Here is a 15,354-nt window from a genome sequence, read left to right on the forward strand (position 1 = left end):
GCCTCTCACGGAGCGCCTTTCTCCCGCCCCGCGCGGTCAGTTCGGGAATCGCAGGGAACATGCCTGGTCGGGGCGCCGGGCCGGGCCGGCCGTGAGTAGCCGCGGCTGACCCCCTCACAGCCCATCGTCCCGGAGCCGGAGGGCCGGCCCCATCAACCGTTCGGTGGATTTCGAAGGCGCCGCTCATCGGTGATTCTCGAAACATGCCAGTCATCGAGATCGACGGCCTGAGTAAAAACTACAAGGCCCGCAAGGCGGTAGACGGCGTCTCCCTGAAGGTGGAGCAAGGCGAGATCTTCGGAATCGCCGGCCCCAACGGAGCGGGGAAGACCACGATCGTGGAGTGTGCGTCGGGGTTGCGGCGGCGAGACGGCGGCACCCTACGGGTGCTGGGCCTGGACCCGCAGAGCGACCGGCGCACGCTGCTGCAGCGCGTCGGCGTCCAACTGCAGGAGGCGGCCCTGCCCGACGCGATCAAGGTCGGTGAGGCATTACGGATGTATGCCTCCTTATATGACAATCCCGGTAACTGGCGGGAGCTCATGGACGAGTGGGGGCTGGCGGACAAGGAGCGTACCGGCTTCGCAGCCCTGTCCGGCGGCTGGAAGCAGCGGCTGTTCATCGCACTCGCCCTGGTCGGCAACCCGGAAGTCGTCTTCCTCGACGAGCTCACCACGGGCCTGGACCCCTCTGCCCGCCGTATGACCTGGGGCCTGATCCGCACCATGCGCGAGCGCGGGGTCACCGTCGTGCTGGTCACCCATTTCATGGACGAGGCCGAGGCGCTGTGCGACCGCATCGCGATCATCGACCACGGCCGTGTCGTCGCCGAGGGCAGTCCGCGAGAGCTGATCACAGAGGGACGGTCCGATTCGCTGGAGGACGCGTACTTCGCGCTGACCGGAGGAGAAGTGGCATGAAGGGTCTCATGCGGGTCACCGCGGTCGAGCTCAAACTGATCATTCGTGATCCGATGTCGGCGTTCTTCGCCCTGGCCTTCCCGGCGATCATGCTGTGGGTCAAGATGCGCAACGGCACACCCCTGCCGGGCGGGCTGCCGGTCATCGACGCCACGGTGCCGATGCTGAGCATCTTCGTCATCGGTCTGGCCGCGCTGGTCATCCTCCCGGCCACGCTGGCCCAGTACAGAGAACGCCGGGTGCTGAAGCGGCTGCGCGCCACTCCCGCCTCGCCCACCATGCTGTTCGGCGCCCAGTGGGCCGCTCACATGCTGCTGGCCGCGCTCGGAACGGTGCTGTTGATCGTCGTCGGTCTGGCCGTCTACAGGCTGACGGCGCCCGCGAACGCGGCGAGCGTCGTCCTGGCGTGGATCCTCAGCGCGCTGAGCCTCAGCTCCATCGGCCTGCTCATCGGCGCACTCGTCCCCAGCGGCCGCACCGCGACCGTGATCGGGCTGAGCGTCTTCTTCCCGATGGTCTTCCTGTCCGGTGCCATGATCCCCCGTGAGACCCTGTCCGGCTCGATGCGCGCCATCGGCGACCTGACCCCCATGGCCCCCGCGGTCCAGGCAGTCCGCGACGGCTGGGCCGGCAATGCGACCTCCCCGATTACCCTGAGCGTCATGGTCGCGATATTCATCGTTGCCGGCGGCATCGCCGTCAGGACGTTCCGGTGGTAGCCCTCACCGACCTCGACGTCTCGCGCTGGGATCGCGCCTGGCCCCCCCTGCCATACCTGTTCATCCTGCTTCCGGCGGCCTTCGCCTTGCTGCGGGACTGGCGGCCGGAGGTACTGGCGCTGGCGTTACTCGCCGGAGCCTGGCACTGGTTCATGGTCACCTCGCACCCCGGCTGGACCGAGCGGCCGGCGGTAAAGATCATCTACTTCGTCGTGATGCTGGCCGTCATCGGGGCACTGGTCAGAACCGACACGCTGTTCACGGTGACAGGACTGGGAGCGTTCTTCCAGTCCTTCACCCTGCTGCCCGGGCGGTGGGCCTACGCGGGGGTGGCCGCGACAGCCGGCGTGCTGGTCGCCGCTCGGCCCGGACTCGGGCGCCCCCTGAGCGAGATGCTCTACTCCTTCCTCGTCGCGGTGCTGATCGCCTCTACGGTCGGCCTGTTGATCCGGACCGTCTCCGATCAGAACGACAACCGCAAGGTGATGATCGCGCAGTTGAAGGAGACCGGCGCCAAGCTGGCCGCGCTCGCGGAGGACAACGCGATTCTGCAGGCCCAGCTACTGACCCGCGCTCGTGAGGCCGGTGCGCTCGGGGAGCGGCAGCGGATGGCCCGGGAGATCCACGACACCATCGCACAGGGTCTGACCGCCGTCCTCACCCAGCTCGAAGCCGCCGACAGCATGGTCGAGGACGTACCTGCCGTGCGCTCCCGGCTGAACACGGTGCGCACCCTGGCCAGAGACAGTCTGAACGAAGCCCGCCGATCGGTTCAGGCGTTGCGTCCGGCGCCGTTGGACGATGCCCAGCTCGCCGCCGCCCTTCACGACATCGCCACGAAATGGTCGCAGACCACCGGCACGCCCGCCTCCGTGTCGGTCACCGGCGACCCCCGGCCGCTGCACGTGGAGGTGGAGATCACCTTGCTGCGGGTGGCGCAGGAGGCGCTGACCAACGTCGGCAAGCACGCCTCGGCCACCCGGGTCGGCCTCACCCTGTCATACATGGAGGACGTCGTGGCGCTGGACGTGCGTGACGATGGATCCGGCTTCACCCCTGAGGCGACGGGCTCCTCGAACGCGGGCGGTTTCGGCCTCATCGCGATGCGTCAGCGGGTCACCCGGCTGGCCGGTGCCTTCGCGATCGAGACGGCCCCTGGCCAGGGAACCGGGATCTCTGCCACCGTTCCGGCCATCCCCGCCACCTCGGATTCGGGATCATCCAACCACTCCAGAAACGCACTGTGAGACATGCCGATCCGTATGATCATCGTGGACGACCATCCAGTCGTCCGTGACGGGCTGCGCGGGATCTTCACCGCCGACGATGCCTTCGAGGTCGTCGGTGAGGCGGCCGACGGGCCGGAAGCGCTTGCCGTAGCCATGCAGACCAACCCCGATGTCGTGCTCATGGATCTGCGCATGCCGAAGATGAGCGGCGCAGAGGTCATCCGCCGGCTACGCGAGCAGACGCCCGGCATCCACGTGCTGGTCCTGACCACCTTCGACGACGACGCCGACGTCCTGCCCGCGATCGAACAGGGCGCCACCGGCTATCTGCTCAAGGACACCCCGCGCGCCGAGCTGCGCCGCGCCGTGCGGGCGGCGGCCCGCGGTGAGACGGTGCTGTCCCCCTCCGTGGTCGGCGTGCTGACGCACAGGGTGCGCACGCCGGAACAGCAGACACTGAGCCGCCGGGAGTTCGAGGTGCTCGGGCTCATCGCGCGTGGCGCGACCAACCGTGAGATCGCCGCGAAACTGTTCATTACCGAGGCGACGGTGAAGACGCATCTGCTGCATATCTTCGCCAAACTCAAGGTGAATGACCGGGCGGCTGCGGTCGCGGCGGCGTATGAGACCGGTCTGCTCAAGCCGGCCGCCGGCAGCTGATCTGAGAGCGTCAGGAGAGCTCGGCCTTGTGGCCGGCCACGGAGCTCTCGCTCCGCGGCGAGGGCCGGCATTCAAGGTGTCACACCTCGAGGGAGGACCCGGGGCGCGTGAGCGTTTCTCTCGGCATATGAGTTGACAGGCGCGTCCCGAACCGGTCCGATGAACGTCGGCCGGCATACGGCAGGAGACGTCGCCCAGTCGCGTCGTCTGTGTCGTGCGGTGATTTCGCTCCAGGTCAAAGAGGTGTTCATGCGTGCCAGCACGATGCATGCGGATGAGATGGACCACGACGTCCCTCTCGTACGCCGATTGGTCGCTGCGCAGTTCCCCCGGTGGGCAGACCTTCCCGTCGAGCCATTCGACTCCTCCGGCACGGACAACGCCATCTATCGGCTCGGCGGCGACATGGCCGTGCGTCTACCTCGCAGGCCCGGTTCCGCCGCGCAGGTAGAGAAGGATCTGCGGTGGCTACCGAGGCTCGCTCCTCTCCTCCCGGTGCCCATTCCCGTCCCGCTCGGCGAGGGGGAGCCCGCTGAGGGCTATCCCCTGCCCTGGTCCGTCTACCGCTGGCTCGACGGCGAGAACCCGTCCGCCGACCGCCTGACCGAGCCGAGCCTGCTCGCGAAGGATCTGGCGGAGTTCGTCGCCGCGTTCCGCCGAATCGATCTTCCAGACGGACCGCCTGCCTACCGAGGTGGGCCGTTGTCGATGCTGGATGCTCCGACGCGCGCGGCGATTGACGAACTGCGCGGAGTGGTCGACACCGACGCGGCGGCCGCGGCGTGGGAGACCGCCCTGAAGGCTCCCGGGTGGGCGGGCCCACCCGTCTGGATCCACTCCGACCTGATGCCCGGGAATCTGCTGGTCGTCCAGGGACGGCTCAGCGCCGTCATCGACTTCGGCACCGTAGGCGTAGGAGACCCCGCCTGCGACCTGATCGTCGCATGGAACCTCCTCCCAGCCGGCGTGCGCAACGACTTCCGTACGGTCCTCCAGATCGACGACGCGACCTGGGCCCGCGGACGAGGCCGGGCCCTGTCCATCGCACTCATCGCGCTCCCGTACTACAAGGACACGAATCCGGTGTTCGCGGCGAACGCGCGGCACGTGATCCATGAAGTCCTCGCCGATCACGAGAACGCTGCGTGACAAGGCCCTCGGACGGGCGCGCCAAGCCATCACCGTGCCACGACTCGGCGGCCGGTGACGACGGCGGAACCGAGCAGACCTGTTTCACCTGTTGACGGGCGGCGCGGCGTTTCTTATGTTCCGCGTAGGCCGTCTCCTGGGCGCTCCGGACCCGAAGGGGTTGCGATGACCACCGAGCTGGATCCGGACGGAACGTGGCCGGACATCGTGCCGGGACCACTTGCCACGCCGCCACCGGAGTTCGCCCACAGGCGCGATTCAGGGCCGCTGGAGCCGGCGACCGTGCCCAGCGGCGACCGCGTCCCGGTGGACGCGGCATCCCGTGGACGTCCGCGCCCTGCCGGCTCACCCACCTCCACCGAGCAGGCGCGTTACGAGGGCTACACCGACTTCATGGCCTACACCCCGGCCAGTGGACCGCTGCCTGGCCGCCAGCCTTGTCGCCAGGGTCGGTGACCTGGACCGATGGCTTGGTCTACCGGCCGGCGGCCATGCACGTCACCGTGGGTGGATGACGTGCACGACGGTGACTGCCGGTGCCGATGGTTTCATCTCAGCCGCGATGCAACCACGGATGGCTCCAGACCTGCTCGGCTTGTCCCGGGTTGATGATGGTGAGGGGCGTACGCGTCCCCAGGTTTTGAAAGTGTGACGACGTGCTGCTCCAGTGAGCGGAGCATCGCAGCCGGTGGGGCGGAAGGACTTGTCCCCACTCGTCCAAGCGGACACCTGGAGGAAGGTCTGCACGTCCGCGGGCAAGGGGATCGGCATCCCGGTCTACAGCGGCTTGTTCCTCGCCGAGGGCGCTCGGAGGTCTTCCACCCGCCAGTCGCGTCACCAACCTGCCTGGGCAGTACAGCTAGTGGAAGGATGCCGACCGCGGCCACACTGATTCCGGCCTCCGGTGGCGTGATCCGTGGCAAAGCCGCCTTGCGCGAATACTGGTTCAGCGTCGACACAAGGGTTGACCTGGGCTTTCGTTGTCGAAGTGGGTGACGGGAATCGAACCCGGGCTGTCAGCTTGGCGATCGGCTACTGATCTTGGTCTCTGAGCCGGGAGACGCCGACCCGCGGGGAGCACTCCGGCTACCCGTGAGTCCTCCACGGCGGTGACGGGGGGCTGATCTTCGCGGGGCCGGATGACGGGCTGCTCCGCAACACCAACTTCAAACCGGCGCGTCCGGGCTCAGCCTCTCAGGTCAGAAGAGGGTGAGCGGCTCGGTCGGCATGGGCTCGGGCAGCGGCTCGATCTCGGGCAACCGGGCTCGCACGTCGTCGTGAAAACGACGGGCGAGCATCAGCGCATCGGCGTTGTCGGGGGTGTGGATGAACACGGTCGGTGAGCGGCCTTCGCGCAGCCATTCGGTGACCGTGCCGATCCACTGCTGCCAGCCCTCGATCGTGCGCGCGTTGGCGTCCCGGCCGAGGTAGCGAATGATCGGACGGTCGGTGAGAGCGGACGACCGGCGCGGCATGCGCGGTTTCTTCGTCCACGCCTCTCGTTCGGCGTCGCTGGTCGGAGGGCTCTGGAAGAGGGCGGTGGTGTCGAACGGGATCCATTCGGCATCAGCGCCCGCGAGAACCCTTTCGAGAAGCCGTTCAGATCGTGCGTCGTCGAAGAACGCGCGATGGCGGACTTCGACGGCGTATCTGTACGAGCGGGGGAGCCGGCGAAGAAAGCCCGCCAGGATGCCGAGGTTGGTCGGAGCGAACGATCCCGGCAGTTGGATCCAGAGGGTGTGGGTCCGCGGCCCGAGCGGTTCGATCGCCTCCAGGAACGACCGAAGCTCCTCGTCGACGCCGGTGAGGCGGCGCTCGTGTGTGATCGACTTGGGCAGCTTGACCACGAAGCGGAAGTCGGAGGTGGTCTGCCGCGCCCATGACTCCACCGTGCTCCTCGCCGGTGTCGCGTAGAACGTCGTGTTGCCCTCCACCGCGTTGCACCAGGTCGCATAGGATCGCAGCCGCTCCCCGGGAGGGAGCGGATGAGGCAGGAAGCGCCCCTGCCATGGCGCGTGCGTCCACATCGCGCATCCCACATGAAGCCGCATGACCTCGACGCTATCCAAAGTCGGCAGGAGAAAAGACCGAGACCGTCTTCGGGCGGACACTTCGCCGCGCATATCGAGCAGGCTGCTGTCGCACGCCCGCCTCATGGCCTCTTTCCGCGATCCGATCGCCCGGTCAGATGCCGGGGCATTGATCGCGAATCACCGCCTGTCCAGCTAGGTGATCGCCTCCGAGGGGTTCGGCGATCGTAGACGATCAGCGGTCGCATGACCGGCTGGATGGTGTGGACGTTGTGCCAGATCGCGGCGGAGATCGGTGCCAAGCCGCACTTGATTCTCCAGCGGCTGGAAGGTCCACACTCCTCGTGTGAACGACGAAGGCCGTGAGCTGCTCACCATCGGGCAGCTCTCCCACCGCACCGGATTGTCGGTGCGCACCATCCGCTACTGGTCCGATATCGGGGTGCTGCCCCCGGACTGCCGCACCGGCGCCGGCTTCCGGCTCTACGGCACCGAATCCGTCGCCCGGCTCCAGCTTGTGCGCACCCTGCGCGAGCTGGGGCTGGGTCACGCGGAGGTGCGGCGGGTGATGCAGCGGGAGACGACCGTCGCGGCTGTCGCTGCCGCTCATGTGCGGGCCCTGGATGCACAGATCCGGGCCCTGCGACTGAGCCGGGCCGTGCTGAGCACGGTGGCCAGGCGGCAATCCGATACCGAGGAGACGGCACTGATGAATAAGTTGGCGAGGCTCTCCGCCCAGGAGCGCAGCGCAATCATCGAGGACTTCGTGGACGAGGTCTTCAGCGGGCTGGACGCCGACCCGCAGCTGTACGAGCGGATGCGCAGCACCATGCCGGAGTTGCCCGACGATCCCACGCCAGAGCAGGTCGACGCATGGATCGAACTCGCGGAACTGATCACCGACCCGGACTTCCGCCGACGCCTACGCCGCACGATGCAGCACAATGCCACGGGCCGCGCTCAGGCGGGCCCTGGCCCTGGCCGGCAGCCCGGCGCCTTCATGTTCTTCGCCAAGAAGGTCGCGCTGCTCGCCGGTGCGGCCCGGGAGCGCGGCGTCGCTCCTGAGTCGGCCGAGGCCGCGGAGGTCCTCGACGAACTCCTCGGCACGGCCGCCGGCGCACCTCGCCGCGCCGAGGTTTTGGAGCGTATCGAGGCGGGCTTGGACGCGCAGGCCGAGCGCTACTGGCAGCTGATGGCGCTCATCCGCGGCGAGCAGCCACACCCGACGACGACGCCGGACTATCAGTGGCTGGTACAGGCTCTGCGAGCGCACGGCTGAACCGGCGTGGGTCCCGGCCCACCGTGGTGCCCCCTCCCGGCGACTCGCACCGCCGGGACGGGATACCGCCTCATGGCCGGTGGATGTCGATCCGGGCTCCCTTGGGCCGCCCTCCATTCAAAGGCCGACGACTTGCTGAAGGATTCGCCGCACCTCGTCCCCCGGCGGCTGACAGCAGGTATCGCACCGCAGCTCGGCGACGCGGAGCTGGTGACCCCGGCAATGACGCAGGCGATGCTCGGCTTCACCTCCGACACGGTGCGTTCGCCCTTCTTACGACCGACCTCATCCACCACCACCGCGGTGTGGGTGCGCTTGTGCGGATCGATACCGATCACCATCCTGGACGTTGTCTCCTTCATGCAGGGGAACGACATCCGGGCTGGTCGGCGGACATATCCCAGTTGAGGGGACTGCCAGGCTCCTGACTTGTTGAATGAGGCCCGGCCCGGTCTATGCCGAGCTCCAGGCCGCCATGGACAGGTCAGGCGCAAGCCATACAAAGTCCGAAGGCAGATCGTCCCTGAGTCACCCAGCGACCTGGACCCGCACCAGGCGGGCACTACAAGGGGGACACCGAGATCATCCCGAAGCCAGAGCGCCTCCGCCGGAGACCGGGCTCTCGATTGCTTCACGCCTGAGGCTGAGTCTCCGATATCCGGCGCGTGACTTCGGTGTCTGCCCAGCGGTCGTGAAGAGTTCGGCCATCGGGATCGAAGAGTGCCCATAGCCCGTCCACGATGAGGATGACCGGTCCGGCGACCGGTACGAGGACGAGGAGCGGGAAGATTAGCGCACGGAGCGCCGTCTTCTTTGCCCTTGGCGGGTCCGTCGTCCCTGCGGAGACGACGCGGATGCGCAGTAGCCGCTTACCGAGCGTTTGCCCCCATCGGGTGTGCTGGACCCAGGAATACAGGAACAGCGCGGGCAAGATGGCCAGTCGCCCGGGGTCGGTGTTTGCCTCGAACAGGGAGATCCAGTTCAGGAGCCCGTACTCCAGGCGGATGGAGGGGAAGAAGGTGTCGATGTCGACCAGGAACAAGATCGGTTGTACGACGAAAATGAGAACTACGACAATGATGAGGTAGTCGACCAGGACCGCCAGCAGTCGACGCCATGCCGTACCCGGCTGCGGAACTGCACCCGGGCGTTCATGGTCGGCGTACCGCATGGTCCATGACGCGAGAAGCACCAGTCCGGCCGCGACCATGATGCAGAGCTGGGTGCTTCCCCAACCGCCAAGCACCGTGGCGAACCAGTCTGCGCTGAGAAGCGGGATGGTGCCGCCGCAGGTGTCGGGGTCTGAGTATGCGGGAGTGATGGGTTCGACAACCGCGATCAAGCCTAGGACGCTCGCCACTTGCCGTCCTGTGCTTCGGGGGTCGCGATGGCCCAGGCAGGCCAGGAAGCCGAGGAAGACCAGGAGCGCGGGGACGGCCCATATCTCTACGCTTTCCAGGATGTCGTTGAGATCGCCGCGAAGCGGGGCCAGCGGCGATACCTCCCGGTTGAGAGAACCTATGCATGAGCTGATCTCGTACTCGCCGGGCTGCAGCCGGAACCGCCACTCCTCCCATGTCGGGAAGGCCGCGACGGCGACCGCCGCCATCCACATCAGCAACGCCAACCTTGACAACCGGGGGGAGTTCGGCAAGGTGATCCCTTCGCACATGAGTGCGGGACACCTTACCGACGTCGGAGGGGAGCACAGATGCGGCAGGTGCCGAATCGACCATGAAGCGGCGGTGCGTCGCTGGGCCGACGGGTTCGTTGGGTACGACGGGTGCGCGGTACGGCTACGGCCCGGGTCGCCGCCGCTTGACACCCGCACGCGCTGGGGATGTGGTCAGGGAGATGGGCCTGCCCGGCCTGTACTTCCATGATCCGCGTCACACGGGCAACAGCTCGCCGCCCAGTGAGCTAGTTCCATCCTGTCCTCGCAGGTCGGAGGGGGTGGCCTGGCGGTGTTGAGTGTGCTCTCTCCTGGTAGACGGCTGGGATCATGGGTCTCGATCGTCCGCCGGGGGCAAATGTGGATCTTCCGGCTTTCGTCTGCGCTGCCCGGCCTGGGGTCGTTATCGTCCGTGTCCTGGTGATCTCGCCAGGTAATCGTTGTCTTGTCGGCCGGGGGAAGCCATGTCGTCACCGCTGCTGGAGCGCATCACCATGCGCCTGGTCGCGCTGGGCACGCACGCCGATCGGTTGCGCGAGCAACTGGCCGAGACCGAAGACGAGATGGACCGGCTGCGTGTGGCCGAGCAGGTGGTCAAGGAACTCCTCGCCGACGATCCCGCCGAGCAGCTCAACGCACCCGGCGAGCCCGGCGGTGAGCCGACGCCGTTCTACCAGGTGATGCTCACCCCAGCCCAGGCAGCAGAGCAGGCCTCCCAGGGGATAGAGCTGCGCCCCATACCCGTACCCGTACCCGCGTCCGTGCCCGTGCCCGGCGGTTTGCTGATCCCGCACCGTCACCACGCTGCCGGCACTGATGAGCTGCCCGCCGACTACCAGGCGCTACTGGCCGCGGTACGCGCCGCCGACGGCCCCCTCATCTGCAAGGCGATCTGCGCCCAGCTCAGCCTTTCCACCGAATCGGGGCAGGTCGAAGGCGTGCGGGCCAAGCTGAACCGGCTGGCCGAGCGGGGCTGGCTGCGCAAGACCCCCAGCGGCGCGTTCGCCCCCTGACCTCGGGCGGCCCACTGCGCCCACTGCCGCTTCCCGCAGCCCCTGGCCAGGCCCTGCCCGGGTGAAACATCCCGAGCGTGTCCCCGGCGGGGGCCTGGCGGCGTGTGACCACAACCAAAACCACGACATCGACAACGTCGAAGGCTTCGACGTCCGCCGAAGACACGCCCTCGCCTGTCTACTCCTGCATGCTGCCGCTGTCCACCCAAACCCTCACCTTCCTGGCCGACCTGCTGCGCGCTCATCTCAAGACCATCGGCTCGCGCTGGCGGAAACTGCCCGCCGGGAAGATCGCCACCATCGTGCTGGCCGTCTTACGCCATGACCAGCGCCTGGCCGACATGGCCGGCGCCAACAACGTCTCGGCCTCCACCGTGCGACGCTGGATGCTGGAGACCGTCGAACTGCTCGCCGCCCGCGCACCCCGCCTGGACCGCGCCCTGAAGAAGATCGCCAAAGCCGGTGGTGAGGTCGTCCTGCTGGATGGCACCCTGATCCGCACCCGCCGCCGCACCGGAGCCGACAACCGCAGGAACTACTCGGGCAAGCACAAGGCCCACGGGCTGCTCGTGGTGGCGCTCACCGACACCCGCGGCAACCTGCTGTGGGTCTCCGCCGTCCGGCCTGGTCGCGCATCGGAGATCACCACCGCCCGGCACAACCGCCTCACCGCCCGCCTGCGCGAGGCCGGGCTGGGCGCTATCGCCGACCTCGGCTTCGTCGGCCTGGACGACGATGACGACAATCCGGTCATCATCACCGGCCGCAAAGCCACCCGCGGCAGGCCCCTCACCCCCGCGCAAAAGCAGGTCAACCGGCTCATCAGCGCCGAACGCGCCCCCGTCGAGCACGGCTTCGCCACGTTGAAGGCCTGGCGCATCCTCACCAAGCTCCGCCTGGACGCCATCCACGTCACCAAGCTGCTCCGCGCGCTGATGGTCCTGGCCATCACCGAACACACCCGCTGACCGATGATCACCCACCATGATCAGTACCCACCACCAGCCAGAGCATGCCCTCAACGGATCACACCAGGCCCCTGACCAGCAACTTCAAGTTGGAACGATCTCAATCGGGCGCGGGTCCCAAGGACCTGATGGTCCGGATGGGGCATGACAACGTGCGCGCCGCGATGATCTATCAGACCGATCACGTTGCAGACGGCGCTGCGTTCCGGCGGTTGACATCTGTCGCGGCACGCACGAACTCGCGCACCCGCGCAGTCGTGTTGGTTTCCAGCCAGACCAGTCCTCGTTCGATCGGCGCCGCGTCGTGGATCGGCACGTACGCGACATCCGGGCGGGGGTAGTACCACCGGCTGTGATCGCCCACTGGCAGGACGCCCTTGCCCATCGCGACGTGGGACAGCATCTCGGAGAACGTTTTGCCCGTCGGTCCTTTCGGAACGGGTCTACCCGACGGGGTGTACTCGGGTGTGCGGTCGCGTTTGAACTCCGCCGACGTGACCTCTGGGTACTGCACCACGGGGTGGTTGGCGAGGACTTCGAGGGATACCGACTTCTCGCAAGCCAGCGGATGACCGGCCGCCACAGCCAGCGAGCGGCCCTCCGTCAGTAAGGCCGGCCCGCAAGCCATGCCGTCGAAGGGATACGCGGCGATGAGGACGTCGATGGAACCGTCGAGCAGGCTCGATCGTGAGTTGGACAGCTGCACTTCGTGGACGCCAACCTCGCAGTCGGGGTGGCGTTCGGTGAACAGACTGACGGCCTTGAGCAGAGCCGGCGCGGTCCACTCGCCGAGGAACGCCACGCGCAAGTTTCCGGTGATGCCGCGGCCGGCGTCGATGGCCCTGCGAATCGCCTCGTCCATCTGGGCTGCCAACGGCGTAAGGTCCTCGGCCAGTTGCCGCCCGATCGGGGTGAGACGGACGATGCGGCTGGTGCGCTCGAACAGCGGAGCGCCGACGCGGCGTTCCAGTTTCTTGATCACGTGGCTGATCCGCCCGGTTGTCACCTTCAGACGCTCGGCCGTATGACCGAAGTGCAGTTCCTCGGCCAGCGTCAGGAAGGTCTCGATCTCGTGGCGTTCGAGCACGTGTCTCTCCGTCGTTGAATCTGAGTCAACGATCGTAGCCACATCATGGCTTGATGGCCGTCATCGTCCGAGGCATCGTAGAGAGCGTCATCCGGTCACACGGTAAGCATCCCGGGACCGGTCCCGACCCCACGCCACACGGAGTAACCGCATGCTCAGCACCACCGTGCCCCGCAGGGTCGTCGCCGGACTGTTCATTGCGCTGGACGGCGTAGTGGAGGCACCCGAGACCTGACACTTCCCGTACATGAACGATGAGATGGGCGCGGTCGTCGGCGGACTCACGACCGGCGCGGACACGCTTCTACTGGGCCGGACAACATACGAATCGTTCGCCGCAGCCTGGCCACACCAGACCGGCGACATGGCCGAGGCGTTGAAGGCGATGCCCAAACTGGTCGCGTCCAACACCATGGAGACGGCCGAGTGGAACAACACGACCATCCTCGGCGGGGACGCCGTGGCCGAGTTGACCGCGCTCAAGAAACGGCGGTGAAGGGACATCGGCATCTCTGGGAGTATCACCATCCCCCGCGCCCTGCTGCGCGCCGGGCTCGTCGATGACCTTCACCTGCTCGTCCACCCGATCACCCTGGGCACCGGACAGCGTCTGTTCACCAGTGACCGCATCCCCCTGACCCTGGCCGCCTCGGCCACCTTCAGTACCGGCGTGGTCCACCTGCACTACCAGCCGGCCTGACACCTTCGGCAACCGAGACAGGATTTTTCATGAGCTCAACGAACATCACCGACTATCTGACGGGGCTCGACGGCGCGCTGCGGGAGATCGGCGAGAAGCTGCGTCCCGTCATCGACGCGGCCCTGCCCGGTGGGAGCGGTGCGATGTGGCACGGTCACCCGACCTGGAACCTCGGTGACAAGCCGGGGAAGAACCCCATCTGCCTGGTGAAGGCGTACGGGTCATACGTCACTTTCGGGTTGTGGCGAGGTCAGGAACTCGTCGATTCGTCTGGGCGCCTTATCGCGGGTGCCCGCCAGATGGCCTCGGTGAAGCTCCGCACCGTCGACGACATCGACCCGGACCTGTTCACCGACTGGCTGCGTCAGGCCTGCGACCTGGAAACGAGGTGACAGGCATGCGCGTGAAAGCCTTCGATCACCTGGTGCTCAATGTCGAGGATGTCGAGCGCGCACTGGGGTTCTACTGCGGGCTTCTCGGTCTGGAGCCGGTACGCGTCTCGGAGTGGCGGGCCGGCAACGTCGGATTCCCCTCCGTGAGGGTCGCTCCGGAAACCATCATCGATCTGGTCCGCCGCCCTCGGAATGAGTCGAACGTCGACCATATCTGCCTGGTTGTGGAACCGCTGGACTGGCAAGAGGTCATCGAGTCGGGTGTCTTCACCGTCCTCGAGGGGCCTGTGGGCCGGTTCGGCGCGCGCGGCAGCGCGACCTCGATCTACGTGCAGGACCCTGACGGCAACACCGTCGAACTCCGCTGGTATCCGCAGGACGCCGAAGAGTAAGCGCGGGGTGGCCGTGCCGCATACCCGCTCGATGACACCGGGTGGTGACCCTCAGAGTTGCCACCCGGATGTTCGGCTGAAACGCAGCCAGCGAGACTCGAACCCCTGCCTCCCCGTGAGTGTGGAAAACGCTGACTTGGGCCTTCGTGTGTGGAGCGGGTGACGGGAATCGAACCCGCGCTGTCAGCTTGGGAATCATCTACTGATCTAGCTGCTCTGAGCTGGGGAAACAGGGGTGCAGGTTAGGGCAGGTCGAGTCCCCGTGACTCCCCGCTTGTTCTGGCACGCATCTGGCACGCGATCAAGTCTGCATTCCACCAGAGGTGGCCGCTCTACGATCATGAGGTGCCCGGTCTTGCGGGTTGGAACGGCAAGGTCCTACCGTTTCCGAGCCTCTGCCTCGCGCTTGCTTGAAGGGATTCGGTCGTTATGGCCCTTGTGTGGTACCCCATCAGTCCTGCGCTGGTCCAATCCATGATCAGCCTTGCCAACTCCGGTTGGGATCAAGAATCGCTGGACGCCGCCTGGGAACGTACAGGATGGCCGGCCGCTCCCGGTGGCTCGATCGCTCGCTACCTTAGTGATGTTCGAAATACGCCCGTGCTGACCGCTGGTGACTGGGACGTCACTGTCCCCTGGGGCGGCGGTGTAGATGGCGGCCGCGTGAAGATGTTCGATGTAGCGTTCGCTCTCTATTACGGACCAGACGACGATGAGGACCCCGACGAAGATCAGGATCTGCTGGACTTGCCGGAGAGCGCGCCGTCCAAGCGGTGGCATTTTGACACGTCGGCAACCCGGGAGCAGTTCGGCACTGCTTGGCAAGCGGGCTTCGAGGTGGTGTCGGATCTGTTGGGGCGGGCAGAGATCGTAGGCCGGCACGGGGACACTGACGGCGATTGGCATCACGCGGTCTGGCGGGTCGGCTCCCGGCTGATGATCCTTGCCCAAGGTGAGGACTTCATGTCGTACAGCCTCTATGACAGAGCCGCCTTGCACGTGGTCGACTTCTCCGCCACCAAGAGGGTCCCGCAGGGTGATGACCTTTATGACCTTCTGGTGGGCGGCGTCGAAGAGTGAGGGTGTCCGCTCACGAGATCGGGGCGGATGAATCTCGTCTGTCCTAGTCTCGTCGGGAAGAGGA

At 66.8% G+C, this 15,354-nt stretch carries 17 protein-coding genes and 1 pseudogene; 15 read left to right on the forward strand and 3 right to left on the reverse strand.

Annotated elements, in window-relative coordinates:
• The first annotated feature begins 203 nt into the window (after positions 1-203).
• The 6 genes from FHR32_RS17420 (at position 204) to FHR32_RS17445 (ending at position 5,133) form a co-directional block, all read left to right on the forward strand.
• Complete coding sequence (locus FHR32_RS17420) at positions 204-920, forward strand: ABC transporter ATP-binding protein (RefSeq protein WP_184755272.1); 717 nt, start codon at positions 204-206, stop codon at positions 918-920.
• Complete coding sequence (locus tag FHR32_RS17425) at positions 917-1,639, forward strand: ABC transporter permease (RefSeq protein ID WP_184755273.1); 723 nt, start codon at positions 917-919, stop codon at positions 1,637-1,639. The genes FHR32_RS17420 and FHR32_RS17425 overlap by 4 nt, the downstream gene beginning before the upstream one ends.
• The gene (locus FHR32_RS46705) at positions 1,633-2,886 is read left to right on the forward strand and encodes a sensor histidine kinase (protein WP_184755274.1); all 1,254 of its coding nucleotides are present in this window, start codon (positions 1,633-1,635) and stop codon (positions 2,884-2,886) included. The genes FHR32_RS17425 and FHR32_RS46705 overlap by 7 nt, the downstream gene beginning before the upstream one ends.
• A gap of 3 nt (positions 2,887-2,889) precedes the next feature.
• Positions 2,890-3,528 (forward strand): response regulator, encoded by a 639-nt coding sequence (locus tag FHR32_RS17435; RefSeq protein ID WP_221465443.1) that lies wholly within the window; start codon positions 2,890-2,892, stop codon positions 3,526-3,528.
• A gap of 249 nt (positions 3,529-3,777) precedes the next feature.
• Complete coding sequence (locus tag FHR32_RS17440; protein ID WP_184755275.1) at positions 3,778-4,677, forward strand: aminoglycoside phosphotransferase family protein; 900 nt, start codon at positions 3,778-3,780, stop codon at positions 4,675-4,677.
• Positions 4,678-4,842: 165 nt separating this feature from the next.
• Positions 4,843-5,133 (forward strand): hypothetical protein, encoded by a 291-nt coding sequence (locus tag FHR32_RS17445; RefSeq protein WP_184755276.1) that lies wholly within the window; start codon positions 4,843-4,845, stop codon positions 5,131-5,133.
• Between the two features lie 743 nt (positions 5,134-5,876).
• Here FHR32_RS17445 and FHR32_RS17450 read toward each other — a convergent pair.
• Entirely contained in the window at positions 5,877-6,728 is an 852-nt protein-coding gene (locus tag FHR32_RS17450; protein ID WP_184755277.1) for a DUF72 domain-containing protein, read from the reverse strand.
• A 325-nt stretch (positions 6,729-7,053) separates the two neighbouring features.
• On the opposite strand from FHR32_RS17450, the gene FHR32_RS17455 reads away from it, so the two are divergent.
• Positions 7,054-7,986, forward strand: coding sequence for a MerR family transcriptional regulator (locus FHR32_RS17455; protein WP_184755278.1), 933 nt, complete (start codon positions 7,054-7,056; stop codon positions 7,984-7,986).
• A 72-nt stretch (positions 7,987-8,058) separates the two neighbouring features.
• Positions 8,059-8,241, forward strand: a pseudogene (locus FHR32_RS47690) (hypothetical protein); the annotation flags it as partial.
• 376 nt (positions 8,242-8,617) lie between these two features.
• Here the strand turns inward: FHR32_RS47690 and FHR32_RS17465 are convergent.
• Positions 8,618-9,601 (reverse strand): RDD family protein, encoded by a 984-nt coding sequence (locus FHR32_RS17465; RefSeq protein ID WP_246467048.1) that lies wholly within the window; start codon positions 9,599-9,601, stop codon positions 8,618-8,620.
• Between the two features lie 521 nt (positions 9,602-10,122).
• Between FHR32_RS17465 and FHR32_RS17470 the strand changes: the two genes are divergently transcribed.
• Positions 10,123-10,671 (forward strand): hypothetical protein, encoded by a 549-nt coding sequence (locus FHR32_RS17470; RefSeq protein ID WP_184753076.1) that lies wholly within the window; start codon positions 10,123-10,125, stop codon positions 10,669-10,671.
• Between the two features lie 188 nt (positions 10,672-10,859).
• Complete coding sequence (locus FHR32_RS17475) at positions 10,860-11,639, forward strand: transposase family protein (RefSeq protein WP_184753075.1); 780 nt, start codon at positions 10,860-10,862, stop codon at positions 11,637-11,639.
• A 181-nt stretch (positions 11,640-11,820) separates the two neighbouring features.
• On the opposite strand, the gene FHR32_RS17480 is transcribed toward FHR32_RS17475, so the two are convergent.
• Complete coding sequence (locus FHR32_RS17480) at positions 11,821-12,726, reverse strand: LysR family transcriptional regulator (RefSeq protein WP_184755281.1); 906 nt, start codon at positions 12,724-12,726, stop codon at positions 11,821-11,823.
• Positions 12,727-12,973: 247 nt separating this feature from the next.
• Between FHR32_RS17480 and FHR32_RS44485 the strand changes: the two genes are divergently transcribed.
• From FHR32_RS44485 to FHR32_RS17500, 5 genes are all read left to right on the forward strand, one after another.
• Positions 12,974-13,222, forward strand: coding sequence for a dihydrofolate reductase family protein (locus FHR32_RS44485; RefSeq protein WP_246466187.1), 249 nt, complete (start codon positions 12,974-12,976; stop codon positions 13,220-13,222).
• Between the two features lie 12 nt (positions 13,223-13,234).
• On the forward strand, positions 13,235-13,426 hold the full coding sequence (locus FHR32_RS44490; RefSeq protein ID WP_312882663.1) for a dihydrofolate reductase family protein: 192 nt from the start codon (positions 13,235-13,237) through the stop codon (positions 13,424-13,426).
• A gap of 29 nt (positions 13,427-13,455) precedes the next feature.
• Positions 13,456-13,818: a DUF1801 domain-containing protein gene (locus tag FHR32_RS17490; protein WP_184755282.1), complete on the forward strand. Its 363-nt coding sequence runs from the start codon at positions 13,456-13,458 to the stop codon at positions 13,816-13,818.
• 5 nt (positions 13,819-13,823) lie between these two features.
• Positions 13,824-14,210 carry a VOC family protein gene (locus FHR32_RS17495; RefSeq protein WP_184755283.1) on the forward strand — a complete coding sequence of 129 codons (387 nt, stop codon included), beginning with the start codon at positions 13,824-13,826 and terminating at the stop codon, positions 14,208-14,210.
• A gap of 474 nt (positions 14,211-14,684) precedes the next feature.
• Positions 14,685-15,290: a hypothetical protein gene (locus FHR32_RS17500; protein ID WP_184755284.1), complete on the forward strand. Its 606-nt coding sequence runs from the start codon at positions 14,685-14,687 to the stop codon at positions 15,288-15,290.
• Positions 15,291-15,354: the final 64 nt, after the last annotated feature.

This window comes from Streptosporangium album (assembly GCF_014203795.1).
Lineage (GTDB): Bacteria > Actinomycetota > Actinomycetes > Streptosporangiales > Streptosporangiaceae > Streptosporangium > Streptosporangium album.